The organism is Planctobacterium sp. R6, assembly GCF_055755215.1.
Genome location: NZ_JBVTQY010000008.1, coordinates 12,620 through 36,793 on the forward strand (window position 1 = coordinate 12,620; position 24,174 = coordinate 36,793).

20 protein-coding genes are annotated in these 24,174 nt (G+C 47.5%); 10 read left to right on the plus strand and 10 right to left on the minus strand.

All coding sequences use genetic code 11. The annotated features are described in order from the left end of the window. Window positions 1-50: 50 nt before the first annotated feature. Both AC0J20_RS07240 and AC0J20_RS07245 read left to right on the plus strand, forming a co-directional pair. Complete coding sequence (locus AC0J20_RS07240; protein WP_473021185.1) at window positions 51-1,547, plus strand: CYTH domain-containing protein; 1,497 nt, start codon at window positions 51-53, stop codon at window positions 1,545-1,547. A gap of 190 nt (window positions 1,548-1,737) precedes the next feature. Then, complete coding sequence (locus AC0J20_RS07245) at window positions 1,738-2,781, plus strand: helix-turn-helix domain-containing protein (RefSeq protein ID WP_229528518.1); 1,044 nt, start codon at window positions 1,738-1,740, stop codon at window positions 2,779-2,781. Window positions 2,782-2,884: 103 nt separating this feature from the next. Here the strand turns inward: AC0J20_RS07245 and mutH are convergent, their stop codons facing one another. Further along, window positions 2,885-3,574, minus strand: a complete 690-nt coding sequence (mutH, locus tag AC0J20_RS07250; RefSeq protein WP_229528519.1) for a DNA mismatch repair endonuclease MutH — start codon at window positions 3,572-3,574, stop codon at window positions 2,885-2,887. Window positions 3,575-3,693: 119 nt separating this feature from the next. On the opposite strand from mutH, the gene rppH reads away from it, so the two are divergent. From rppH to AC0J20_RS07270, 4 genes are all read left to right on the plus strand, one after another. Further along, window positions 3,694-4,215, plus strand: a complete 522-nt coding sequence (gene rppH, locus AC0J20_RS07255) for an RNA pyrophosphohydrolase (protein WP_229528520.1) — start codon at window positions 3,694-3,696, stop codon at window positions 4,213-4,215. Between the two features lie 15 nt (window positions 4,216-4,230). After that, window positions 4,231-6,510, plus strand: a complete 2,280-nt coding sequence (gene ptsP / locus AC0J20_RS07260) for a phosphoenolpyruvate--protein phosphotransferase (protein WP_473021186.1) — start codon at window positions 4,231-4,233, stop codon at window positions 6,508-6,510. Window positions 6,511-6,600: 90 nt separating this feature from the next. Beyond that, window positions 6,601-7,383, plus strand: a complete 783-nt coding sequence (gene lgt / locus AC0J20_RS07265; protein ID WP_473021187.1) for a prolipoprotein diacylglyceryl transferase — start codon at window positions 6,601-6,603, stop codon at window positions 7,381-7,383. Between the two features lie 7 nt (window positions 7,384-7,390). After that, window positions 7,391-7,852 carry a GNAT family N-acetyltransferase gene (locus tag AC0J20_RS07270; RefSeq protein ID WP_473021188.1) on the plus strand — a complete coding sequence of 154 codons (462 nt, stop codon included), beginning with the start codon at window positions 7,391-7,393 and terminating at the stop codon, window positions 7,850-7,852. Window positions 7,853-7,953: 101 nt separating this feature from the next. Here the strand turns inward: AC0J20_RS07270 and AC0J20_RS07275 are convergent, their stop codons facing one another. Beyond that, window positions 7,954-8,805, minus strand: coding sequence for a thymidylate synthase (locus AC0J20_RS07275; protein ID WP_473021189.1), 852 nt, complete (start codon window positions 8,803-8,805; stop codon window positions 7,954-7,956). A 349-nt stretch (window positions 8,806-9,154) separates the two neighbouring features. Between AC0J20_RS07275 and AC0J20_RS07280 the strand changes: the two genes are divergently transcribed. Further along, window positions 9,155-10,165, plus strand: coding sequence for a response regulator (locus AC0J20_RS07280; protein WP_229528525.1), 1,011 nt, complete (start codon window positions 9,155-9,157; stop codon window positions 10,163-10,165). A 3-nt stretch (window positions 10,166-10,168) separates the two neighbouring features. Beyond that, on the plus strand, window positions 10,169-11,125 hold the full coding sequence (locus AC0J20_RS07285; RefSeq protein ID WP_229528526.1) for a sensor domain-containing diguanylate cyclase: 957 nt from the start codon (window positions 10,169-10,171) through the stop codon (window positions 11,123-11,125). Here the strand turns inward: AC0J20_RS07285 and AC0J20_RS07290 are convergent. The 6 genes from AC0J20_RS07290 to rapA all read right to left on the minus strand — a co-directional run bounded on the left by AC0J20_RS07290 (window position 11,119) and on the right by rapA (window position 18,450). Then, window positions 11,119-11,841 (minus strand): substrate-binding periplasmic protein, encoded by a 723-nt coding sequence (locus AC0J20_RS07290; protein ID WP_473021190.1) that lies wholly within the window; start codon window positions 11,839-11,841, stop codon window positions 11,119-11,121. The two genes, AC0J20_RS07285 and AC0J20_RS07290, sit on opposite strands and share 7 nt — an antisense overlap. 105 nt (window positions 11,842-11,946) lie before the next feature. Then, complete coding sequence (locus tag AC0J20_RS07295; RefSeq protein ID WP_473021191.1) at window positions 11,947-13,308, minus strand: AmpG family muropeptide MFS transporter; 1,362 nt, start codon at window positions 13,306-13,308, stop codon at window positions 11,947-11,949. A 116-nt stretch (window positions 13,309-13,424) separates the two neighbouring features. Beyond that, window positions 13,425-13,754 carry a hypothetical protein gene (locus tag AC0J20_RS07300; protein WP_229528529.1) on the minus strand — a complete coding sequence of 110 codons (330 nt, stop codon included), beginning with the start codon at window positions 13,752-13,754 and terminating at the stop codon, window positions 13,425-13,427. 136 nt (window positions 13,755-13,890) lie between these two features. After that, on the minus strand, window positions 13,891-14,841 hold the full coding sequence (locus AC0J20_RS07305) for a DUF3530 family protein (protein WP_473021192.1): 951 nt from the start codon (window positions 14,839-14,841) through the stop codon (window positions 13,891-13,893). A gap of 88 nt (window positions 14,842-14,929) precedes the next feature. Then, a complete protein-coding gene (gene rluA / locus AC0J20_RS07310) occupies window positions 14,930-15,595 on the minus strand; it encodes a bifunctional tRNA pseudouridine(32) synthase/23S rRNA pseudouridine(746) synthase RluA (protein WP_473021259.1) in 666 nt (221 codons plus the stop codon). Between the two features lie 26 nt (window positions 15,596-15,621). Beyond that, a complete protein-coding gene (gene rapA, locus AC0J20_RS07315) occupies window positions 15,622-18,450 on the minus strand; it encodes an RNA polymerase-associated protein RapA (RefSeq protein ID WP_473021193.1) in 2,829 nt (942 codons plus the stop codon). A gap of 521 nt (window positions 18,451-18,971) precedes the next feature. On the opposite strand from rapA, the gene AC0J20_RS07320 reads away from it, so the two are divergent. Together AC0J20_RS07320 and AC0J20_RS07325 are read left to right on the plus strand one after the other, a co-directional pair. Next, the gene (locus AC0J20_RS07320) at window positions 18,972-20,369 is read left to right on the plus strand and encodes a PhoH family protein (protein ID WP_473021194.1); all 1,398 of its coding nucleotides are present in this window, start codon (window positions 18,972-18,974) and stop codon (window positions 20,367-20,369) included. Between the two features lie 23 nt (window positions 20,370-20,392). Then, window positions 20,393-21,301 carry a diguanylate cyclase domain-containing protein gene (locus AC0J20_RS07325; RefSeq protein ID WP_473021195.1) on the plus strand — a complete coding sequence of 303 codons (909 nt, stop codon included), beginning with the start codon at window positions 20,393-20,395 and terminating at the stop codon, window positions 21,299-21,301. Between the two features lie 14 nt (window positions 21,302-21,315). Here the strand turns inward: AC0J20_RS07325 and AC0J20_RS07330 are convergent, their stop codons facing one another. Beyond that, window positions 21,316-22,305, minus strand: coding sequence for a transglutaminase-like domain-containing protein (locus AC0J20_RS07330; protein ID WP_473021196.1), 990 nt, complete (start codon window positions 22,303-22,305; stop codon window positions 21,316-21,318). Window positions 22,306-22,408: 103 nt separating this feature from the next. Next, the gene (gene glpK / locus AC0J20_RS07335; protein WP_473021197.1) at window positions 22,409-23,902 is read right to left on the minus strand and encodes a glycerol kinase GlpK; all 1,494 of its coding nucleotides are present in this window, start codon (window positions 23,900-23,902) and stop codon (window positions 22,409-22,411) included. Window positions 23,903-24,174: the final 272 nt, after the last annotated feature.

Below are 24,174 nucleotides of genomic sequence, written 5' to 3' on the forward strand. Positions count from 1 at the left end.
GCAATAGGTTCGTTTTTTATTAGTAATAGAAACGGTGATTTTTCTCCTCCATGGACAGTGAAATAGAGCTGAAATTGCTGGTTTCTGCTGACGCAGAAAGCAAGATTCGCAAGCAATTTCTACCAGATTTAAATGCCGATATCGAACACCAATCGATTCAGCTGTTTAACTCGTATTATGATACGCCTGAGCAAATTTTGCGGCAGCATGGTATGGGATTGCGGGTTCGCGGGAACAATGGTGAATACGAACAAACCATTAAGTGCCGGGATGGCTCTGTTGGTGGGCTGCACAAGCGCGCCGAATACAATGTCTCTTTGCCGTCCAATCAATTGGATATCGCGCTCTTTCCCGAGGAAATCTGGCCTGCCAATGTTAATACCGAAGACCTGAAGTTTCGGCTTAGTTCGCTATTCAGTACGCATTTCAGACGGGAACAGTATCTGATTATAAGCGATCAGGATACGCAGGTGGAGATGGTGTTTGACAGCGGCGAAATAGAGACGGATAAATATCATTCGCCGGTGTGCGAGGTGGAGCTGGAACTGAAAAAAGGCGCCCCTGAGGCGATTTTTCAGTTAGCCCGAAAGCTGCTCGAAGCAGTACCCTTTCGACTGGGCTATAAAAGTAAAGCACAACGGGGCTATGAACTCTATGTCGGCGAGGATTTGGAAGTCCTTGCCAAAAAGCCTGAATTCCCTATTGCCAAACACACCAGTCTGCAGGATGCTTTTATCACACTGATGTCGGTATTAGTGGAGTTTTGGCAACGTCACGAGCAGCGCTTTGTGGAACATGGCAAGGTGCGGGATATCGTCGAGCTGGTGGCTATCATGCGCCTGATGAAACGCAATCTGAAGCTTTTCGAAAAGCAGTTGAGTTGCCCGGAATTCGCCTCTTTGTCAAAACAACTCAAAGTCCAGTTGCGGGAATGGCAGTGGGTGGATGAGTTATCGGACATTAAAGAACTGTTGTCCAAAAAGGGTTTTTACCGCAAGAAATTGCAAAAGCACGATGCAGTATTGCAGCATTTACAGGCGCGTCAGGTGGCGTTGCTAAAGGCCCATGAGCCCTTAAAACTGTTGCAACAAAAAGGCTATATATCGTTGCAGTTAGATATCCTGGAAATGCTGACCCATAAGCCCTGGACCAGTGATCCCAGTTGGCAGGAAGAATCCATTAATCGCTTTGCCAAAATAGCGATACGGGATGAGCTGAAAAGTATTTTTGAATTGTTTCAGTTCAAATCCAAAGAGTCAGTGGATGCTTATTTAAAGCATATCCCTGCCTTGCAAAGAGTGGTGCATATTCAAAAATTACTGGGCAATGCCGTGGGCAGTCGTACCGGCCAAAGTTTGGAGACCTGGACAGACTTGTTAGACGGTGCGGAAGAACTTAAGGTATTGCACACCCTGGAAGGAAACTTGCGTCAGTTATCCACCGAAGGGGACGATAATCTGGTGCAGTGGTGTGTCGCTAAACAAGACAGTTTGTTTGAAGTGATGGAATTAAGCCGTGAGGCAGCGCTTGTGGCGCAAAGCGAATAAGTTTAAGTAATCTGACCATTTTCCGATAACCTGGTTGCAGGCCCCAACCATCAATTAATAATTCTTCGCGGTGATTTGTGGTGTAAATCACCCCGCAGTATAAAAAGAGTGATTTAACAGCACCATGCTAAGCTTAGGATTTATACTCTGGCTCATCCCCCTGGTTCTTATCTGGGTAAGATATGATGTGATGCCCCATGCATCTCAGGTGTTGATGGCGATTTTAATATTACCCCTGGTTATGCTGGACGAAATACTGCGCTTTTCCGGTTGGTTGTCCGACTTTCCCTTTCTGATTGGGGTTTTTCAGTTTACGCCGGTATTGCTGGCTTCCCAGGTGTATCTGGCCATGCACCATATGCTGATTGAGAAACCCGTACACAATAAATGGTTTCATCAGGGCATTGCCTTTTTGTTTTTCTGTGCGCAAATCCCTTTTTTACTGTTACCCGATACTGCAAAAGTGACCATTTTTAGCAATCCACCTATTGGATCAATTGGCGATAACTGGCCGTTTTACGTGTTCTACATGCTATGCAATTTTGCCGTGCTCATCTATGCCTTAAAAATTGATGATATGGTTAAGGATTATGACTTTTATTTGTCGGATCAGGTGGTCGATATTACCCAATACGAATTGCCACAATCGATGAAGATGTTTACCGGCCTGGTGACGATTTCCTTTGGTGCAATACTGCTGGTGATTGTTACGGCACTGGAAGTTGTGCAATTTAGTTATTGGCAAGGCATTATCTCATTGCTTCACTTTGGTATTTTCTACGTCATTATTTTACTGATGTTACAACGTCGTCGTTATTCTCCCTGTCCGATTGATGCAGAGGATCTGGAAGATCGAAGTTACAGTGAAGAAGACATGCGAATGACCCTGGCAAAGGCTGAGCGGGCGATTATTCGCAACAAGCTATACAAGAGCATCGGTCTGCGCCTGAGAACGTTAGCGGATTTGGCAGAGATTGAGCCCAAACAACTGGCCGTCGCCACACGGGCTATGCTCAACCGTAATTTCCGGGCCTATATGTACCATTACCGGCTGGAATACGCGAAAAAGATCATCCTGCGATCTGATATTAAAATATCGTCTATTGCCAAACGACTGGGCTTCACCTCTGAAAGAGTATTAAGTGAAATGTTTGTCAAATATGTACAAAACATGGCATCGGATGACGGATTATCGCAGGAAGAGCACGAGCGCCTGTTGCAGCGCAAAGGTTAGCGCAGAGGATAATGCAGAGAATAGTGTAGAGGATAGTGCAGAGGATAGTGCAGTATTAAGATAAAGGCCGGTTTATAAAATCAATCGGGTAGCACAACCGGTTTCAGCTGAAATGGGAATCCAGGATTGCCTGAGTGAACTGTTTGCGCAAATAAAAACCTCTGGGCCGGGTTTGAATGGCATTGCCCTCCTGACCCACCGCCTGGGTAACAACGCTGCCATTGGCCGCTTTGGGTCTCAGTTGTAATACTTCGCCATGCCGGGCACTGAGTGAATCAATGTTGCCCAGAGTGATATTGTCCATGTGCTCTTCCCAATCCTGACGCAGCAAGTTTTCTTCATGTGCCGTGGGCTGCCACAAAAAACCAGTGCCGACAAGCCGATCTGATGGCGCTACAGTGCGCTCTCCTACTATGGGTAGCCACAATACCTGTCGCAGTTTGTTGCAGACATTACTGTCTTGCCAGTTTAGTCCCTGATTGCCGGTCAGATGGGCATAACACACGTAGGTGGTTTCCAGTACTTTGCCCTGAGTACTAACCGGCAAGGTTTTTAACTCCGTGCCCAATGCCACAAAATCCTGTTCGGGTCTGGAGCCCGCGTCGGCACCCAGCCACAGTTCAATCAGTTGGCCGGTCCAGCCTTTTTCCTTTTTAAAGTTTTGTGGCACGGCAATATGGGCGGCCTGTGCTAATTCTCCCAATGTCATTCCGGCGAGCAGCGCTACCCTGTCCATCAACTCCGGGATTGACGCAGGTGGTGTGGCAGGTGGTTCAGGCTGGGAATAAGTCATGGTTATCGGTCAGTAGCGAATATTGTCTAATTGTTATTTAGTGGGATTTAGGCACTAGGCAATTATGACACTTTGTGGAAGAATGGGGAATATAACAATATTTGTGCCCGGGAGTCTAAGTGATTGACACAGAAGGATTCCGCGCAAATGTGGGCATAGTGATTTGTAATCGCAACGGTCAGGTATTTTGGGCCAGAAGATTTGGGCAGCATTCCTGGCAATTTCCACAAGGCGGAATCGATCAAGGCGAATCGGCTGAAGAAGCCATGTTCAGAGAATTACATGAGGAGGTAGGTTTAAATCCCCAGCAAGTTAAAATTTTACGTGTTACTAAAAACTGGATCCGCTACCGATTGCCAAAGCGATTGATTCGTCAAGATTCTAATCCGGTGTGTATCGGGCAAAAGCAAAAGTGGTTTTTGTTACAGTTAACTTGTGCTGATGAAGATGTGAACCTGTTACATTCCGGTCATCCGGAATTTGATGACTGGCGATGGGTCAGCTATTGGTACCCTATACGCAATGTGGTGTCTTTTAAACGCGATGTTTATCGGAAAGTCATGAAGGAGTTTGTACCTGTGGCAATGAACCTGAACAAGCCCGCTTTTGATGGCAAACGCAAAAAAAGACGTCGCCGCTAAGAGAAACTATCCTCTATGCTGAGTACGCTAAGACAAATCGTTGAAGAAATTGGCCACATTCCGGTACTGGAAGAAGCCCTGCAACGCGTCAGCGAATTGTTAAAAGAAGCGATGCGGGTAGATTGTTGTACCATTTATCTGGCAGATACTGAAAACCAGTGTTTTGTCTTGGTGGCAACCGAAGGGCTGGCGAAAGAAGCCATTGGTGTGACCCGCATTGGTTTTTCTGAAGGCATTATTGGCTGGATTGGGCAGCGGGAAGAACCCATCAATATCGCTGATGCTCAGTCGCATCCCCGTTTTAAACATTACCCCGATGTTAAAGAAGAATCCTATCACGCCTTTTTAGGCACCCCAATTATTCATCAACGCAAGGTGCTGGGGGTGATTTCTGTGCAACAAAAATCCCGTCGCCGATTTGCAGAAGAAGAAGAATCCTTGCTGATCACGCTTGCTGCGCAAATGGCATTGGAAGTGGCAAATGCCGAAGCCAGGGGGGCGGTGAAACTGTCGGGCAGTGATGGTATTCAGCTCTGGCAAAAAGCCTTATACGGTCGTCCTGGCTCGTCAGGGTTGGCGGTCGGGGTTGGCTTTCAACCCAACAAAAAAGCCCGGCTTTCGGATTACATTGCAGCCAGAAGTCAAAAAGTTAATCAGGAAATTTCTCAGTATCGCCGCGCCGTAAAACGCACCAAGGCTGATATCCGTAAACTCACCAACCAGGTAGCCGAAAACGTCCCTAAAGATGTCGCAAATATATTTCAGACATACGACTTTCTGCTGGACGCTGCCAGTCTCGGGAAAGAAGTGGAAGAAAAAATCCGCGCGGGATGGAACGCTGCCACCTCGCTGAAACAAGTGGTTGGCAACTACGCCCGTCAGTTTTCGCAAATGCAGGATAGCTATATGCAGGAGCGGGCTGTTGATGTGGTGGACCTGGGGGATAGGGTATTTGGGCACCTGGTCAATGACAAACGTCGCGTAGCGGAAATCCCGGCCAAAGCGATTCTAGTGGCGGAAGAGATCACCGCGACCATGCTGGCTGAAATTCCCGCCAAAAAACTCAAAGGCATTATTGCCATGCGGGGCTCAGTAAATTCCCATGCCGCTATATTAGCGCGGGCCATGGGTATTCCCGCGGTACTGGGTGTTACAGAACTGCATGTCAGTCATCTGGCGGGCAAGGAATTGTTGCTGGATGGTTATTCCGGGGAGATAACCGTTGCCCCTGAGATGCAAAAGCGCATCAGTTTTGAAGCCCTGATTAAAGAAGAGAAAGAATTAAATAAACTGGTTTCCGCAGAACTGGAGCAGGAAGCCGTTACACTGGATGGTCAGCACATTGGCTTATTTCTGAATGTAGGCCTGTCACAGGAGCTGGAAGAAAAGTTCAGTGCCGATGCCGATGGCGTGGGATTATACCGGACCGAAATCCCCTTTATGTCGCACGATCGCTTTCCGGGCGAAGAAGAACAGCGGGTTTTGTATCGCTCCTTGTTGCAGAAATACCACGAACGCGCAGTTACTATGCGTACCCTGGATGTGGGCGGGGATAAACCCTTGCCTTATTTTCCGTTCCAGGAAGAAAATCCCTTTTTGGGCTGGCGGGGTATTCGCATGACGCTGGACCACCCGGAGATTTTTCTGGTTCAGGTGCGGGCGATGATAAAGGCCAGTGCCGGGTTACACAATTTACAAATTATGTTGCCGATGATCACCTCTGTTGAAGAAGTCAAAGAGGCCAAGCGCCTGATACGACAGGCGTTTTATGAGGTACGTGAAGAGGCTAATCGCGAAGGCGAAGAAGTGCATAAACCCCGGGTAGGCGTCATGCTGGAAGTGCCATCGGTGTTGTGGCAACTGGAGGAGTTAGCGTCGTTAGTGGACTTTTTCTCAGTGGGAAGCAACGATTTAACCCAATACCTGCTGGCAGTGGACAGAAACAACCCGCGAGTGTCTGAATTATATCAAAGTTATCACCCAGCGGTGCTCAGAGCGTTAAACCATATTGCTCAGGTATCCAAACGGCTGGATGTGCCTGTGACCGTCTGCGGTGAGCTTGCGGCAGAACCCGCCGGTGTTATGTTGCTGGTGGCGATGGGATATAACAAGTTGAGCATCAATGGTTACAGTATGGCCAGAGTCAAATGGGTTATTCGACGCCAGAGTCAGGAGAAGATGCAGGCTGTGCTACACAAGGCGCTATTGATGTCTGAAGCCTCCGAGATTCGGGATTTCCTCAACATGGAATTAGAATATCTTGGTTTGGGAGGATTGGTACGTGCCGGTAAATAAAGCGGATTCTCGTCGCTGGCTATTACAAATACCTGACCTTCCTGCTACCATGCGGCCTTCCAATCAGAACTCTTTGTTAAGCTAGTCTTTATGTCAGATAATTTTATCACTTTTCCTGCAATTGACCCGGTTATTTTTAGCGTTGGACCTTTGAGCCTGAGATGGTACGGTCTGATGTATCTGATCGGTTTTGTGGCTGCCTTTATACTGGCCAATAAGCGTCTGCATCGCACCAACTGGAGCAAAGAAGAACTCAGCGATATGCTGTTTTACGGCTTTTTAGGGGTGATCCTTGGGGGGCGTATCGGCTATGTGTTCTTTTACCAGTTCGATCTGTTTTTATCTGACCCGCTGTACCTGTTTAAAATCTGGACCGGTGGAATGTCGTTCCACGGTGGATTATTGGGCGTTGTCGCAGCCCTGTATTGGTTTGCCCGAAAAAAGCAAACTTCGTTGTTTTATGTCGGTGACTTTGTTGCGCCACTGGTGCCAATTGGATTAGGGGCGGGCAGAATCGGCAATTTTATCAATGCCGAGCTTTGGGGACGCACGACAGATGTGCCCTGGGGCGTTGTGTTTCCCAATGCCGGTCCATTGCCCAGACACCCATCACAACTGTATGAGTTTTTCTTAGAAGGCTTGGTACTGTTCCTGATATTGTGGATTTACTCTAAAAAAGAGCGCCCCGTTGGCGCCGTTGGTGGCTTGTTCTTAATCGGCTATGGCGCATTTCGTTTTATCATCGAATATTTCCGCGAGCCGGATGCGCATCTGGGCCTGTATGGCGGTATTATTTCACAAGGTCAGGTGTTGTCTTTGCCGATGGTCATTATCGGTGTATTCCTGATGATACGCGCCTACAAAAAGCAGTAAACTGGAGATGCAGTTCCGAGCCGCGACATTGCAGGATATCCCGCGCCTGGAAGAGTTAGAGCAGGCGGTCGTGGCTGCGGAGCGACCCTTTAATACACAGATCAGAGCCAATAATCCCAGGTATTATAATTTACCTGAGCTGATTAACAGTCCGGACAGTTATTTGCTGGTGGTGGAAGTGCAGGATGAAATTGTCGCCACCGGTTACGCTAAAATCAGAAATTCAAAAGCCGCTTTAAGCCACGCTAAAGACGCCTATCTGGGTTTTATGTTCGTGTCACCGGCATTTCGTGGACAAGGGCTCAACCAGAACGTGATAGCGAAATTGATGGCCTGGGCCAAAAATCGGAGCGTACATGACTTTTATCTGGATGTGTATGCCGACAATCAAGCTGCAATTCGCGCTTATGAAAAGTTGGGATTTGCCCCTTCGCTAGTTGAGATGAAGCTGCATACCGGGCCGACATAAAAAGTCAGGGCCTGCAAAAAGAGCACAGTAGGTGCTCTTAGCCCTGATATTGTCGGATTCTCTGGTAACCGGCTCCTCGCCAATCGTTCACACCAAAAAACTCACACCGAAAACGGATACTGAATAGCGGGGTGATACTGATAATCCTGCAGTTCAAAATCTTCCAGCGTTACCCAGGTTTCTATGTCCTGTAAGCTTTTAATATCCGGATTAATATTAAGCGTGGGGGCCGGATAGGGTTCCCTTTTTAATTGTATATCCCGCATTGGGGCTAACTGATCCTCATAAATGTGACAATTCACTAATTTATGATACGCCTTGCCGGGTTTTAAGCCGGTAATTTGCGCAACCAAAGCCAGTAATACATACACCTGTACCATATTAAAATTTAACCCCAGCGGCACGTCACAGGAGCGCTGAGTACTGTTCAGGTAAAGGGTGTCGCCCAGGATAGAGAAGTGGTGGCTGTACATGCACGGTCGCAAACAACCCATATGAAAGGCACCCGGGTGATAAAACGTCAGGATTTCACCGCGATTGTCCTCTCCGTTGCTCAGGTCATCGATAATCTGTTTGAGTAAATCAATACTGCCACCATCGGGCCTGGGGAAATTGCGCGCGACTTTTCCATAGATAAAGCCGCAGTCGTCCTCACCCTTGCGGTAGGGGTTATTCAGCCACGCCTGATTTTCATTGGCGTTGGCATCCCAGGTTTTAGTGCCTATTTTTCTGAAGTCTGCGGCATTGTCATAACCGCGCAAATAGCCAATGATTTCCGCAATGGCCGCTTTCCAGAAACTTTTCCTGGTGGTCACCAGCGGGAATTTGCCTGCGCCGACATCATAAGTCAGATCATGATTAATTACGGTCAGGCACCTTTTTCCGGTGCGTTTGTTATCTACCCATACTCCTTCGTCAAGAATGCGCTGACATAAATTAAGATATTGATCCACGATAACCCTTACTGAAGTGTTTTTTGCTATTTTAACAGGGCTGTCTCAAATCCCAATCCAAAATACACAGAAATTTATCGTATGAACATCGGCTGGCGGTAAAATCGAGACTGTTAATATTTTACAGTTGTTTGTATATTCACCAATTGTGGAAAAATTTATGTTTCACTTATACTTAAGTTTATATTGAGATATTCTTCAGCCTTCACTATGCTGGACACTATGGCTAGCCTCACTTTATGGTTGGGTAACTATTTATACCTGAGGCCACGAGATAAAAGAATAACAACCAATTCACGCACAGCGAATGCGCCGATTTTCAATTGGGCAGGTAGGGTATAAAGCAAGAATGACAACTCCCATTCTAATTTGTGACGATTCCGGATTTGCCAGGAAGCAAATGGCACGCTCCATCCCTGAACAATGGGATGTGAGTATTCAGTACGCCACAAACGGTCAGGAAGCGCTGGAGATCATCTGTTCCGGTGCGATTGAATTAATGTTTTTGGATTTGAACATGCCAGTGCTGGATGGCTATCAAACGATGTTGCAAATCCAACAACAACAATTACCGGTGAAAGTCATTGTGGTGTCGGGGGATGTGCAACCGGAAGCTCGCAAACGCATGATTGAAATGGGCGCGCTGGAGTTTATTCGCAAGCCCATCGATAACCTTAAACTGTACGAGATCTTATCCGGTTGTGGGATCTATTCCGGTAATGCATCTCCGTCAAAACCGGCTTCCATCACTACCCCTGAAAAATCCATTGATAAGTTGGATGCCTATCGCGAAATGGCAAACGTGGCAATGGGGCAGGCGGGTGAAAAGTTGGCGCAGCTTCTGGATGTATTTATTGAACTGCCCATCCCCAATGTCAACATTATCGAGTCCACTGAGTTGCATATGGCCATTGCTGAAATTCATCAGAGTGATTCCATCTCTGCAATTTCTCAGGGCTTTATCACCGCCGGTATCAATGGTGAGGCATTGCTGCTATTTAATGATTCAAACTTTGCCAATATGGTACGCCTGTTAAAATACGACCAGGCAGCCGTTACCGAACAGATAGAACTGGAAGCCCTAATGGATATTTCTAATATCCTGATTGGCGCTTGTTTGCACGCGTTGTCGGAGCAACTACACGTTAAGTTTGGTCAAAACCACCCGATGATCATGGGACGTCATTGTGATTTAGAAGGATTGTTATCCAATAGTGTTAGTCGCTGGAACAAGGTGGTGGCTATAGAGATAGCCTATTCGATAGAAAACCAGGACATCCACTTTGATCTGATGCTGTTGTTTCCGGATAAAGCGATGGAAATTATATTCAAAAAACTGGTTAATCTGGTGGAGTCCTGAGTCATGTCGAATGTATTAGCTGAATTAGAAGATTTACATTTAAAACATGATTTACTGGGTTCCATTGAAGTCGGGATAGCGGTGGTGAACCGCGATTTCGAAATCGAGATCTGGAACCAGTTCATGGAAAGCCACAGCGGGATGTCTCCGGCACGGGTACGAGGTAAATCCTTGTTCGAGATGTTTCCGGAGATTGATGCCGCCTGGTTCAGAAGAAAAACCGATCCGGTGTTTAAGTTAAAGAGTCCGGCGTTTATTATCTGGGAACAGCGACCCCATTTGTTTCAATTTGAAGCCTATCGCCCCATTACCTCAGCCACTGAATTGATGTATCAGAACATTACGATCTTCCCGTTGACCTCACTGTCAGGCGAAGTGAACCAGATATGCATCGTGGTCTATGACGTCACCGACGAAGCTATCAGTAAACTGCGGTTTGAAGCAGCCAATAAGCAACTGGAAAAAATAAGCCGAATTGATGGCTTAACCGGGTTGTATAACCGGCGCTATTGGGAAGAAATGTGTGATACCGAGTTTAAGCGTGCCATGCGTACCGGTGGTCCTGCCACTATGATGATTCTGGACATAGACCACTTTAAAAAGGTCAATGACAATTACGGTCACCCGGCGGGCGATAAAACCATTAAAATGTTGGCTAAAATTATTGCTAAAGCCATCAGAGAAACAGACATTGCCGGGCGATATGGCGGCGAAGAATTTACCATTATTTTACCGGATACCAATGTGAAAAGTGCTCAGATAGTTGCCGAGCGTATTCGCAAGTTAGCGGAACATTTACCGGTAGAATATGAAGAGCACACCATAGAGTTTACCGTCAGTATCGGTCTGGCTGAATTCCACACGTCTTTTGGTGAGTATATGGCCTGGGTGGAAAAAGCCGACCAGGGTCTGTATGAAGCCAAAGAGTCGGGTCGAAACCGGGTGGTGGTTAGTCAATAAATCAGGCTATCTGCTGTTGCGGCCATTTTCAGTCGCTGCAGCAGTTGCGGATCTGTTTGCTTATTCGCGGCGAGATACAAGGTTTTGCCCAACTGATGAAGACGGGTAACCGTGCTAAAATCACTGAGTGAACAATGCAATTCCTGACAAAACAGCTCCATCTGTTCCACACTGGCAGGGGTTACATCTGCGCGCCCCGCCAATAACATCTTTAAATTGTCTTTAGTATTGGTTTGCACGATATAGGTGGCATTTGGGGCCTCCTTGTAGAGTAAACGGGTGGTAATATCTTCGCGTTTTACCGCCACTACGTGGATTTTCTGTAATTGATTGAGTTCGCGAATTTCGATGGCTGGTCTGCTGGCCAATTGATACAGGTAGGTTTCAGTGGCGCCCAACGGCGCAATCCACTCCAACAGAGGCTCTCTTTCTGCGTTGCGCAACAGTGAAAAAATCAATGTGTCAGGGCGTTTGAGTGCCGTTTCATAGGCTCTTGCCCAGGGCATAATAATGATGTCGGCATCCACCCCAGATGCGGCCAATAATTTATTAACCTGCTCGGTCATGGTGCCTACCACCTCACCTTTTTCATTGAGATACTGATAAGGCGGGAGTGGCTCGGTTAAAATTAGGAGTTCTTCCGCGGCGACTGACAGGCTGTTAAATGTCAGCAGGCACATCACCACGCAGAGTTTTCGCGACAGTTTATTGATCAACAGGGCTTTGCTTATTTTATTATTATTGGATAACTATAAGACTTATATTGTCTTTTACAATGTTTAAAGCCTGTCGGGTTGTTTTTTCTGCAACTGCGCTGGCGATTAAGGTTGCCCGGCGCTGTCACGCCTGGCTTCAAGCTGATTAATCTTATCCCGAATACTCCACAGGAAAATCAGGCTGGGAACCACCATAACCGCTGTCAGCACAAAAAACGCCGCCCAGTTGCCATCCATCGAGTCCACAATAAAACCGCTGGAAGAGGCCAGGAAAGTTCTGCCTAATACGCCAAGCGATGCCATCAACGCGTATTGAGTGGCGGAAAAGGTTTTATTACACATCAATGAGATAAAGGCCACCATCGCCACTGATGACCAGGCTGAAGTAAAGCCGTCTACGAATATAGCAGCCACAAACAGCGTTTTATCTGGCCCCACTACGGCAATTAAGGAAAACATCAGGTTACTGGCGGCCATGGTGATCCCGCTGATCATTAAGCCGCGATAGATGCCATAACGAATGTTTACCAGGCCTCCCAGTACCGCAAAAAACAGGGTAACCCACCAGTTCAGTAGTTTGGAATAGGTGCCAATATCGGTATTGCTGAAACCAATTTCCTTATAAAACACCACCGACATTCGACCTAAAAAGGCTTCACCCATTTTGAACAAAAAGATAAAGGCTAAAATCGACAAGGCAAAGCGAACCCCATTGCGGGCGAAAAACTCTCTGAAAGGTTCGACGATTGTCACCAATAACCAGATCCCCAGCTTTCTGAGGGCCTGTAATTGTTTACCCTGGATGCGTTGTTCGTAAAAACTAACGGCCAGTTGTTGCGAAGCCTGGCGGTTAATCTGAGGCTCCTGCGCCCAAAATACGGCAATGGATAACAACCCCATAATGCCGGCCAGAACAAAGTAAATGTCACCCCAGGTCCAGCCGGACCAGTCAGAGATAAAAAACGGTATCGCTCCCAGACCACCATATCCGGTCCACCAACCGGCCGTTGCCATAGCAGAGGCGGCAGATAATTTGTCTTTTTCCTGTTGTTCTATGATATCTATACGGTAGGCATCTATGGCTATATCCTGGGTTGCTGAAGCTATCGCAATCAGTAAGCCTGCCAATGCCATCAGATAGAGTTGTTCCTGAACCTGCAATTGCCCCAGAAAACAACAGGCGGCAATGATGCCTAGCTGCATAGTGAAGATCCAGCCACGCCGCAAACCCAGCCAGGGCAGCCTCAGTCTGTCTAACAGTGGTGACCACAAAAAATTAATGGAATAGGCTACAAAAATCACACTGAACAGACCTATCGCAGTGCGGGATAAACCTTCCTCTTTGAGCCAGGCAGTCATTGCCGAGCTGATCATGACCCAGGGGTAACCACTGGCGATACCAAATAAAAATACCGTCAGAATACGACGGTCATAGTAGGCTTTAAATTGCGACAGAAAATGCGACAAGGGGCTGCTTCTTGTTGTTTTTGTATGGCTATTGGATCATGCAATGGGACGCAAATCAATGCGCAGTAGGTAAAAAGTCGTTAATGGTTACAATTCTTCGACCTGTTGGTCTGGAGTCAGGGACGGACACCCACGCAATCCAGCGGAAACTGACCAGCGCCTTCGAGATAGTCGACACAGATTTTTAATTCAGAATGCAGGTAAGGGTCGGTGAGTAACTTGTCTTCGCTCCAGAAGTGTAATTGATGTAATAAGTGCCAAAATACCCGTTCTTTTTGACTGGCCGGTTCGTGGCTGCAGGCATCAATCTGAGACCACTCTTCCATGGTGTCCCAGAAATAAAGATCCACTTCCGAATAAGGGATGCGACGCTCCCAGAATGCTCTTACATAGTAGGCCAGTTGTGGTGCTTTAGCTTCGATAAAGTTGTCTACGTTGGTGGTCACTGCTTAATTGACATCTCTTTTTAATTCCCCATGAGTATAGTCGAATCAAAAATTTTTGCCTGTAGCGCTTTTAACCATTTGGTTATGTATTTGAAAACTCGTTTTTTTTTATTGTTTCACGAGGCTATTTAAGTCTTTACCAGCCCATATAGGTTAGCCAGCCATGTATTTCCCGGGCCAGGTAGTCATATTGTTGCTGGGAGAAGCGGGGACCGATAATTTCCCGCTGGCGATAATGTAGCTTCAGAGATTTAATGGCCTCCACTTTTCGTTCTTTGGCGGTGGTCAGTGTCCAGTCACTGTCGAATTGATTGTAGAGGTCTAAAACCGGTATCGGCGCGCGGGCCAATATTCGCGGCACCAGAATGTTCAGCTCGTGTTGTGGCCAGTTTACGCCAATCGTGACTATCGCATCCGGTTCCGGCAATTCCTGATCGCCGTACAGTTTGGCTAACCAGGCCGCGGACGTCCCCTGGGCAACCACCAGTGCGAAACCGGGGTAATTTTGTCGTTCCTGCTCTACCGCGTTCATCAGTAACTGAAAGTCCTGCTCCTGCTGAGTAAACAGGGACTCGCTGATAATCGGGGTACTTGAATAAGAAGGGATGCGTTGGTTTGCCAGTGGTAAATTATTGGGGTCAGTATTGGCGGCGTCTGATGCAGGCGTACTTTGTGCAGAAGTCCCCTGTGCAGAAGTCCCCTGTGCAGAAGTCCCTTGTGTAGAAGTGACCGGATTGCTGTCCTGATCCGTATCAAAATCCAGGCTGGGCGCTGTCACTAAAATGGTGGTCCAGCCGAAATCGTTAAGCAATGGGGCTAACGCAGCCAGTCCAGATTCACTGGCGCCGTTTTTGCCCGTCTCACCCACTAATATCGCCGCACCTTTGGACAAAGCCTGATTGGATTCCTGAATAACAACCACGGTTTCTTCTTCCCCCAGTAATAAGGTTCTGAAGGTTTCCGGGCGCAAGCCGCGTTCGACATCAAATTTTAATTTTTGCAGATCGTCAATATGCTCCTGACTCCAAGAGTCGGGAGAGCAAAGCAGGCTGTTCAGCAGCAACAAAACAAGAGGAAATAATCGCACTTAATTAAAATCGTTATGGCTATTGTTAGGTTATCCGCATTTTACGATAAGACTTAACTTTTTTTAACAGCCAGTTCGCGGGCAGAACCTACCCGAATGGATGTGCAGAGGTGAAGCTAATCGGTTGTTCTGTCACAGGATGGCAAATGGTCAGCTCACCAGCGTGAAGCTGTAATCTGGGGGCCATAGTCAGAGCCTGCTCATGGGCGTATAAACGGTCTCCCAGAATGGGGTGGCCGAGGCTCAACATGTGTACCCGTAGTTGGTGTGAACGACCGGTTACCGGTTTTAGTTCCACCAACGACCAGTCAGGTGCCCGATGTATGACCTGCCAATGGGTCAGGGCATTTTTGCCATTTTCGGTATCTACTTTTTGTTTCGGACGGTTCGGCCAGTCGCAGATCAGGGGCAAGTCAACGCTGCCTTGTTGCCTGGCTGGCGAGCCGTAAATACGTGCAAAATAACGTTTCTCTGTCTGTCGCCTTTCAAACTGCAAGCCAATATGCTTGTGCGCTGGTTTATTTAAGGCGAACAGCATAATACCGGAGGTAGCCATATCCAGTCGATGCACGACAGTGGCAGTAGGAAATACCCGCATAACCCGCAATTGCAGGCTGTCTTTGTGCTGGGGTTGTTTCCCCGGAACCGACAATAAGCCACTGGGCTTATCCAGTACCAGAATATCATCATCCCGGTACAGGATATTTAGCCAGGGGCTTTGCGGTGGATTGTAATGCAACAGTGCCAATGGTATCTCTTGTATCCAGTTATCTCTTGTGACTAGGGATTGTTGACAACAACCCGCACGGCCTCGAGACGCAACTGGGCATTTTCCGCAGCCTGCAACAGTCCGGCTCGCTGTTCTGTTAACCGGATGATTTCATCTTCCCGTACCGATGGATTAACCAACTGCAACGCTTTTAAGCGGGTAATTTCGTTATTCAAGCGGTTTTCGATGGCTGACAAGGTGTTGGCTTTAACCTTAGCCGCTTTCGTATTGCCGATTTTGTCCGCCATCAGCAGGGTTTTCTGAAACTGCCCGGACAGGGCTTTCAACAACTGGCTGCCAATTTTTCTGGGGACCTTATCCAGCAAGGGGAAGAACGTTTCTTCTTCTTGCGCTTTGGCGCTCACTGAAAAGCTGATAGGGGTGTCAGGAAAATACTGGTTTAGTTGCAGTTTTCGGTCGCCTTTGGCTGATAATACGTATAAACATTCGAGCCAGTAATACCCGGCAGGAAACTTTTTATCAGCGGTAAAGGCCATCGAGGATTTGCCATGTACGTCGGCCAACAACATGTCGATGGCATTGCGCACCAACGGGTGATCCCAACTGATAAAGTGAACATGCTCCAGGTGCGTGGCTGTGTCGCGTTCATAGGTGATGGTCATGCCTTCATCCTGTAAACCCGGTAAATGACTGACCATGGATTCTGTTGGCGTTAACAGGTAACAGTGATCGTCCTTTTCTTCCTGTAAAATGCCCAAAGTATCAAACAGTTGTGTCATAAAACGCTCAAGCGTCGGAGACTGATCTGAATCTTCCAGTTGTTCCACAAAGGCGTCAATTTTACCTATCCCTGAAGAGTTCAGTTCCAGCAGTTTATCGCGACCCTTTTCCAGTTTCGCCAGTAATTCGCTGCGAATTTGTTTGGTTTCGTTTAGCAGTTTTTCCTGCGATGCGGAGTCTTCCGGTTCAAATAAGCAGGTCTCTAACAGTTCGCATTGTTCATCATAGACGGTTGCACCAATCGGACAGGTGTGACTGAAGGCGTCCAGGCCTTCATCAAACCAGCGCAGTAAGACTTCTTGTGCGGAGCTGCTAAATACCGGTACATGTAGCTGGATATCGTGTTTCTGGCCAATGCGATCCAGACGACCAATGCGTTGTTCCAGTAAATCCGGATTAAGCGGCAAATCAAACAACACCAGATGATGAGCAAACTGGAAGTTCCGGCCTTCACTGCCTATTTCACTGGTGATCAGTACTTGTGCGCCATCTTCACTTTGCGCAAAATAATTGGCGGCTTTATCCCGCTCTACAATACTCATGCCCTCATGGAACACAGTGGCTCGCATGCCGGTTTTCACCCGTAGCGTTTCGGCCAGATCCAGTGCGGTAATCGCATTGGCACAAATGGTTAAAACTTTTTCACCTTTGAGGTTTTGTAGTGTGTCAAGAAACCAGTTTACCCGGGTATCAATGTCCGTCCACATATCTGTGCCGGCGTAATAGATTTCCGGAGTGATGTGGGCATTGAGTTTGGGAATGTCGCTGTTTTCTGCGTATTCAACCGGCTCATCCAGTTTGCTGGCGTTGAGATAACGGCCCGGAAATCCGGTGATGGTTTTACGGGAGTTTCTGAACAATACCCGGCCTGTGCCATGACGATCTAACAGATCCGTTACCAGTTGTTCACGCAGACTGTGATCGGCATTCAGCGTGTCAAGGTCGTATGCTAAATCTGTCAGCTTACTTTGCAATTGGCTGTAGTGGTTGTCGTTTAACAGGGCAGAACCCAGCAAGGCACTCACGGTTTCGGCGAGTTGCGCATATTCCTGTTCTTCTTTGAGGAATACCCCGTAATCATGGAAGCGATTTGGGTCTAACAGGCGCAATCGGGCAAAGTGACTCTCGTGGCCCAATTGGTCTGGGGTAGCTGTGAGCAGTAGCACGCCTTTGGTTTTTTGTGCCAGTTCATCAATGACCTGATATTCCTGAGAAGGGTTACCTGGTGACCATTTCAGGTGGTGTGCTTCATCGACAATGAGCAAATCCCATTCTGATTCAGAAGCCTGCTGGAAATATCGGGTGTTGTGAGTGAGGAAGTTTAAACTACACAATACCAACTGTTCCGATTCAAACGGATTGCCGCCTTCTTCAGCCAGAGATTCGCAGCGCTCCTCATCGAATATCGCAAAACTCAGATTAAATTTGCGCAACATTTCTACCAACCACTGATTTACCAGACTGTCAGGAACAACGATGAGTACCCGATGGGCACGTTCCGTCAGCAGCTGTTGATGAATGATCATCGCGGCTTCAATGGTTTTACCCAGGCCCACTTCATCGGCCAGCAGTACCCGCGGAGCTATGCGTTGTCCCACTTCTTTGGCAATGTGCAACTGGTGAGGGATCAAAGAGACCCGGGCACCTAAGAAGCCCAACAGCGGTGATGTCAGGTGAGTATGGCGGTGGACAATGGATTGTTTGCGCATATCAAACCAGCGCGGACCATCGTAATGGCCGTTAAGCAGCCGGTCCTGGGGTTCGGTCAGTACAAAATCATGGGATAAAAACGTTTCTTTCACGCTGACAGATTCGTCGCTGTCTGTCCGCGTTGCATGGTATTCAAGAATGCCGTTGGCTTCGCTGATACTCTCTACTTTAAAATGCCAGCCTTCGTGGTGCGTGGCAGTATCACCAATGGCAAACCGGACCCGGGTGATGGGCGCATTCTTTTGCGCATAATTGCGGCTCTCTCCGGAAGCCGGGAATAATAGGGAAACCGTTCTTTCGTCCAGGGCGACTACGGTGCCCAGACCCAGTTCGACTTCGGCGTTACTTAGCCAGCGTTGACCCAGCGCGGGTGGTTCTTGAATTGCCATGTAAATCTCTGTATTTCTCTTTATCAGGGGCCTGTTGACCTTTGCAGCATATTTTTACTGCGGCCTTTTATCATTTAGGCACGGCGGATGTTTGATGGTCTGGTGGACTAAATCGAAAACATCCATCAAAGCATAAATGATAAACAGGCATAGCCCAAGGAGTTCATCATAAACGCGTTTATGTAGAACAAAATTTATGCATCAAAGGCCAACAGACCCTAATTACTTCGTCAAGCGGGCGCGGGATTCTACAGGAAGTTCTGTCTGCTCACCAGTTTGGCTTTGCTGTAACTGGTTATTCTTTGAACGGACCGATTTTTAATTGTCAAAAACAGGTGAATGTCCGTCAAAAGTGTTCTATTGTGAGGATGTGATGCGTTGCGAATTTTAACTTTGTTAACGCAATGCTTCCGTGAACAGTGCTGCTTCCTGTGGTGCGTTCTATTGACCAGGCTGACTGCATTTAAACAACACTAAAAGGCAGTGAGTCATAGCCCATGGTTACATAAACGGAGTGGCGAATGCCTGAAAAAACAACCTCTGCTTCCAAGTTATACGTTTTAGATACCAACATTCTTCTGCACGAGCCCTTGGCTTTTCTCTCATTTAAAGAGCATGACGTCGTTATCCCTATGACGGTGCTTGAAGAGCTGGATTACATTAAAGACAGTAAAAAAGACGTCGCTCGCGACGCCAGGGTAAGTATTCGCGCAATGGAAGATATATTGCACGAAGCCTCGCCGGAAGATATGACCCATGGTGTGTCACTGGTAGGATTGACCGCTGGTGATGCCGCGCCGACCGGAAAACTCTCTATATTTGCCGACCATCAACTGCCCTCAGGCGATGAGCGTTTTACCAGTAAAGAGAACGATAACCGCATTATCAATGCGGCGCTGTATTTACAAAAACATATCCCTGAACGCACTGTGGTGCTGGTTACTAAAGACATCAATATGCGCCTGAAAGCCAAAGGTGCAGGACTGGCCAAGGTTGAAGATTATCGCACCGACCAACTGGTCAGTGATATTAAATACCTGAGCCGCGGGTACCATCGCTTTGAAGGCGACTTTTGGGATAAGGTGGAGTCTGTGGAGAGCCGCACCGAAGGTCGCGATACGATTCATTCCATCAGTAAGTCAGTATTGCCAGAAGCCTATGTGAACGAATTTTTGCTGGATGACACCGAGCACTTTGCAGGTATTGTGGAATCAGTCGGCGAAGAGATGCTGGATGTACTGGACATGGGCTATGAACGCCTGATGGGTAAAAGCGCCTGGGGGATCTCGCCAAAAAACATCGGGCAGGCGATGGCATTACATTCCTTGCTGGACCCACACATTGACCTGGTGATCTTAACCGGCCCTGCCGGATCGGGTAAAACCTTATTGGCCCTGGCCGCCGCGTTGGAAATGGTGGTGGAAAAAAACATGTACGATAAGATTATCGTAACCCGGAGCACACCTGAAATCGCGGAGTCTATCGGCTTTTTACCCGGCACCGAAGAAGAAAAAATGACGCCCTGGTTAGCGGCTATTACCGATAGCCTGGAAGTGCTGCATAAAAACGATGAAAACACTAAAGGCTCCATGAATTACATCATGGAAAAAGCCAATATTCAGTTCAAATCGGTGAACTTTATGCGGGGTCGAAGTATTCAGAATGCCATCGTGATTTTGGATGAATCGCAAAATCTGACAGCCTCACAACTGAAAACTATTATTACCCGTTGTGGCGAAGGTACAAAACTTATTTGTGGTGGTAACCTGGCACAAATTGACAGTAATTATCTGACCCCGGTGACTTCAGGATTAACCTATCTGGTGGAAAAATTTAAGAATTTTTCAGGAAGTGCTACAGTTAATCTGGATGGTGTTGTGCGCAGCCGCCTGGCGGAATTTGCTGAAGAACACCTGTAATTTAATGGCTCTAGGGCAGATATGTGACAACTGATTTAAGTAAACCAACCGTATTAATCGTTGATGATGACTTTATCAACAAAGAGATTTTGGCTCATGGCCTGCAGAATGATTACCGCATACTGCAGGCCAGCTCAGGCATAGAAGCGCTGGAAATCGCTGAAGCGGAGGTGCCTGATACGGTGCTGCTGGATATTGTTATGCCAGATATGGATGGTTATGAGGTTTGCCGTAAACTGAAAACCTCCCGGCGCACACAAAAAGTGCCCATTATTTTCTCCACCAGTAAATGCAGCGATGAAGATGAAGTCCTGGGGTTGACCATGGGCGCGTCTGACTACATCACTAAACCATTCAATATGGCGCTGGTGCGGGCGCGGGTGCGCAATCAGGTTTTGTTGAAGCAGAAAACCGATCTGTTAGAACAATTAGCCAGCATCGATGGCCTGACAGAAGTACCTAACCGACGCTATTTTGATGAGGTGTTTGAGCAGGAGTGGCGCCGTGCCATGCGCAGTGAATACCCCATAGCAGTGGCGATGGTGGACATTGATTGCTTTAAACAGTTCAACGACAACTACGGGCATACTGCTGGTGATGATTGTCTGACCACAGTCGCCAAAGCACTATCAAAAGCATCAACCCGCGCGGGGGATTTTGTGGCCAGATACGGCGGCGAAGAATTCGTATTTGTCTGGCCAAACTGTGAGAAAAGTCAGGCTGAGGCGATTGCCGAAAAAGCCCGCGAGGCGATAGCAAACCTGAAAATTCCCCATCTGTATTCCAGTGCCGCAGATATCGTTACCATCAGTGTTGGGGTTGCCAGTTTGGTGCCGGAGCAAAATCAGTCGCGTAAAGAACTCATCGACGATGCCGATGAGCGGTTATATCTGGCGAAACAGTCAGGTCGCAATATGGTATTTGCCGGTTAACAGCAATACACCGCCTAGTTTATCTGACCAGGTAACTTTTCCACTTTAAACATATCATTGTTGATGTACCTTGCTGTTTCGTCTGACACCTCGCCAACCTTCATCAACTGTGGCCCGGTTGGATCCAACAATAAATAATCAATCCCTCCTTCGGTGACTTTCTCTTCGCCGTCAAAGTGAGGCAAGTTGGCACCCAGCAGCGCGTGATTGGGTAAATAGACAATGGTCATGTGTAAATTGGGCAACAGTGAACGCAACAAGGCTGCGGTGAGTGTGGCTTTGCTGTCGCAGTCGCCTTTGTTGGTAAGCAAGACTTCCGATGGCGGTAAATAACCTGCGCCGTTAGAGGTCATGCGGTCTTGCAGATCGTTGTAGGGAATACTTTGTACCCAGCTGAGAATCATGTTCACGTAAGCTCTGGAGGTACTGTCATCGTCCATCAATTCATACAGCGCCTGGGAAGCCGGCAATAACGCAGTGACGGCCTCATTCACAAAACGAATATGGTCGGGCTTTACACCGGTCTGACCATAGGGACTGACATAACGACTGTAGTAGTTCATGGCCAGGTAGCGGTCGAATGCTGCTTCTCGTTCTGCCACCAGTTCGTTGGTCCACTTTTCTATCATTTGTTCGGAACGGCTTTTTACTTCAATTTGCAGTTCATTGTTGCGGGAGCGGAATTTCACCCGTGCTTCTTTGGGATTGATAGTTTGTGCTTTGCGTTGCAACTCCATGTAAACATAGCGTTGGGCTATTTCGGGGCGATAAGATTTGTTTTGTTTGTTCTGAGTGGCTATCTGGGCCTTGTCCAGTTCAAAACTGAGACTGCGATGGGTGCCAAAAAAATCCTGCCAGCGATATTTCAGGTGCACCTTATTTGGCGTTTCTTCTTTGTGAAAATAGGTTTGCGATGCATTTGCAAAAGCACACAGTAAACTCATCAGTGCCATAACACCGACAGTCGCTCTGATTTTGCGTGTACATGCAATGTGTATTTTCAATCAAAATACCTCGTGAAACTCTTCTATAGTATATCGGTTCCACGAGATTTAACTAAAGTTCAGTAAAATGAAGTATTGTGAAGGCGTAACAAAACGCTGACTACTAATACAAGAATTGCAAGGTACTTTGGATGGCAGCTTTCCATCCGGAAAGCAACTTAGTTCGGGTAGCCTTTGCCAGATTGGGGTTGAAAGCCTGCTCAATTTTGTGCATTTGAGTTAGTGCATCTGTGGAGCTGTAAATGCCAGCCTTTAATCCAGCCAGGTAAGCTGCACCCAGTGCCGTAGTTTCCATGATTTCCGGACGAGCCACTTCAATATTCAGAATGTCGCTAATAAACTGGCATACCCAATTGTTGGCCACCATACCGCCGTCTACGTTGATTGATGTGGCTGTGACGCCATCTTGGGACATCGCTTCCAGCAGATCAAAGGTTTGGTATGCCACGGACTCCAGTGCCGCCCGTGCAAAATGATTCGGTGATGTAGCTCTGGTCATGCCATAGATAGCCGCTCTGGCTAATGGGTCCCAGTATGGTGCACCCAACCCGGCAAACGCGGGCACCATATAAACTCCGTGTTCATAATCCAGCGTTTGTGCCATTTTTTCTGTTTCACTGGCATTTTCAATAACGCCGATACCGTCCCTGAGCCACTGTACGGCTGCGCCGGCAATAAAAATAGAACCTTCCAGAGCATAGTGCACCTTGCCGTTTATCTGGTAAGCCACGGTAGACAGCAGGTTGTTTTTCGAGTTCAACACCTTTTCACCGGTATTGAGCAATACGAAACAACCGGTGCCGTAGGTACTTTTGATGGCGCCGGTTTCAAAACAACATTGTCCGACACTGGCGGCCTGTTGGTCGCCGGCAACCCCATTGATGGGAATGGCCTTGCCAAACAGTGCAGGGTCCGTGACACCAAAATCGTCAGCGCACTCTTTAACATCCGGTAGCATGACGGCAGGCACATGAAACAGAGACAGCAATTCATCATCCCATTGTAAGCTATGGATATTAAATAAATTGGTTCTGCTGGCATTGGTTACATCGGTAACGTGCTGTTTACCACCGGTCAGACGCCAGATTAAAAAGCTGTCAATGGTGCCAAAAGCCAGCTCGCCGGCTTCCGCCCGTTGTCTTGCTCCGGTGACATTATCCAGTATCCAGGCCGCTTTAGTGGCAGAAAAGTAGGGATCTAATAGCAGGCCGGATTTTGACTGCACTTGTTGTAAGGTGGCATCTGTACGCAGGTTGTCACAAATGGCCGCGGTGCGTCTGTCTTGCCAGACAATTGCGTTGTAAATGGGTTTTCCGGTTTGTTTGTCCCATACCAGAGTCGTTTCCCGCTGATTAGTGATGCCGATTGTGACTACGTTGGCGAGCTTTTGCTGCCCTTGTTGCAGCGCGGCCTTACAGACATTCAGCGTGGTTTGCCAGATTTCTTCAGGATCATGTTCCACCCAGCCATCGTTGGGGTAGTGTTGAGCGAACTCTTCCTGTGCGCTACAGAGAATTTTTCCTTTATCGCTAAAAATGATGGCCCGTGTTGATGTTGTGCCCTGGTCGATAGCTAAAATACAATTGTCAAAACTCATTTTCTTCTCACTCAACGTTTAAACGCCTGCTGCGGGTGGTTTGCTGTGTCAGACACAGCGGCCTTGGTTTATTTGATCTTATGTCTGATATAAGACTAGGTTACTTTATTTTTTTGCAGGTCACAATTTTTGCGTGATTCAGGCGCGGATAACAATGGAATTTTACTATCTCACCAGCAAATTAATTGCGCTTTTCAAAGATAGTGTAATTGAGCTCGCTTTTCTCATTAGCTGAACAAAAACTAATCAGTCGTCAAAATCTCAGTATTTTC

What these genes read in the sequence shown, in the direction of transcription:
- AC0J20_RS07240 (WP_473021185.1), top strand. Translation starts at nt 51, where the DNA reads ATGGACAGTGAAATAGAGCTGAAATTGCTGGTTTCTGCTGACGCAGAA.
- AC0J20_RS07245 (WP_229528518.1), top strand. Translation starts at nt 1,738, where the DNA reads ATGCCCCATGCATCTCAGGTGTTGATGGCGATTTTAATATTACCCCTG.
- mutH (WP_229528519.1), bottom strand. Translation starts at nt 3,574, where the DNA reads ATGACTTATTCCCAGCCTGAACCACCTGCCACACCACCTGCGTCAATC.
- ptsP (WP_473021186.1), top strand. Translation starts at nt 4,231, where the DNA reads ATGCTGAGTACGCTAAGACAAATCGTTGAAGAAATTGGCCACATTCCG.
- lgt (WP_473021187.1), top strand. Translation starts at nt 6,601, where the DNA reads ATGTCAGATAATTTTATCACTTTTCCTGCAATTGACCCGGTTATTTTT.
- AC0J20_RS07270 (WP_473021188.1), top strand. Translation starts at nt 7,391, where the DNA reads ATGCAGTTCCGAGCCGCGACATTGCAGGATATCCCGCGCCTGGAAGAG.
- AC0J20_RS07280 (WP_229528525.1), top strand. Translation starts at nt 9,155, where the DNA reads ATGACAACTCCCATTCTAATTTGTGACGATTCCGGATTTGCCAGGAAG.
- AC0J20_RS07285 (WP_229528526.1), top strand. Translation starts at nt 10,169, where the DNA reads ATGTCGAATGTATTAGCTGAATTAGAAGATTTACATTTAAAACATGAT.
- rapA (WP_473021193.1), bottom strand. Translation starts at nt 18,450, where the DNA reads ATGGCAATTCAAGAACCACCCGCGCTGGGTCAACGCTGGCTAAGTAAC.
- AC0J20_RS07320 (WP_473021194.1), top strand. Translation starts at nt 18,972, where the DNA reads ATGCCTGAAAAAACAACCTCTGCTTCCAAGTTATACGTTTTAGATACC.
- glpK (WP_473021197.1), bottom strand. Translation starts at nt 23,902, where the DNA reads ATGAGTTTTGACAATTGTATTTTAGCTATCGACCAGGGCACAACATCA.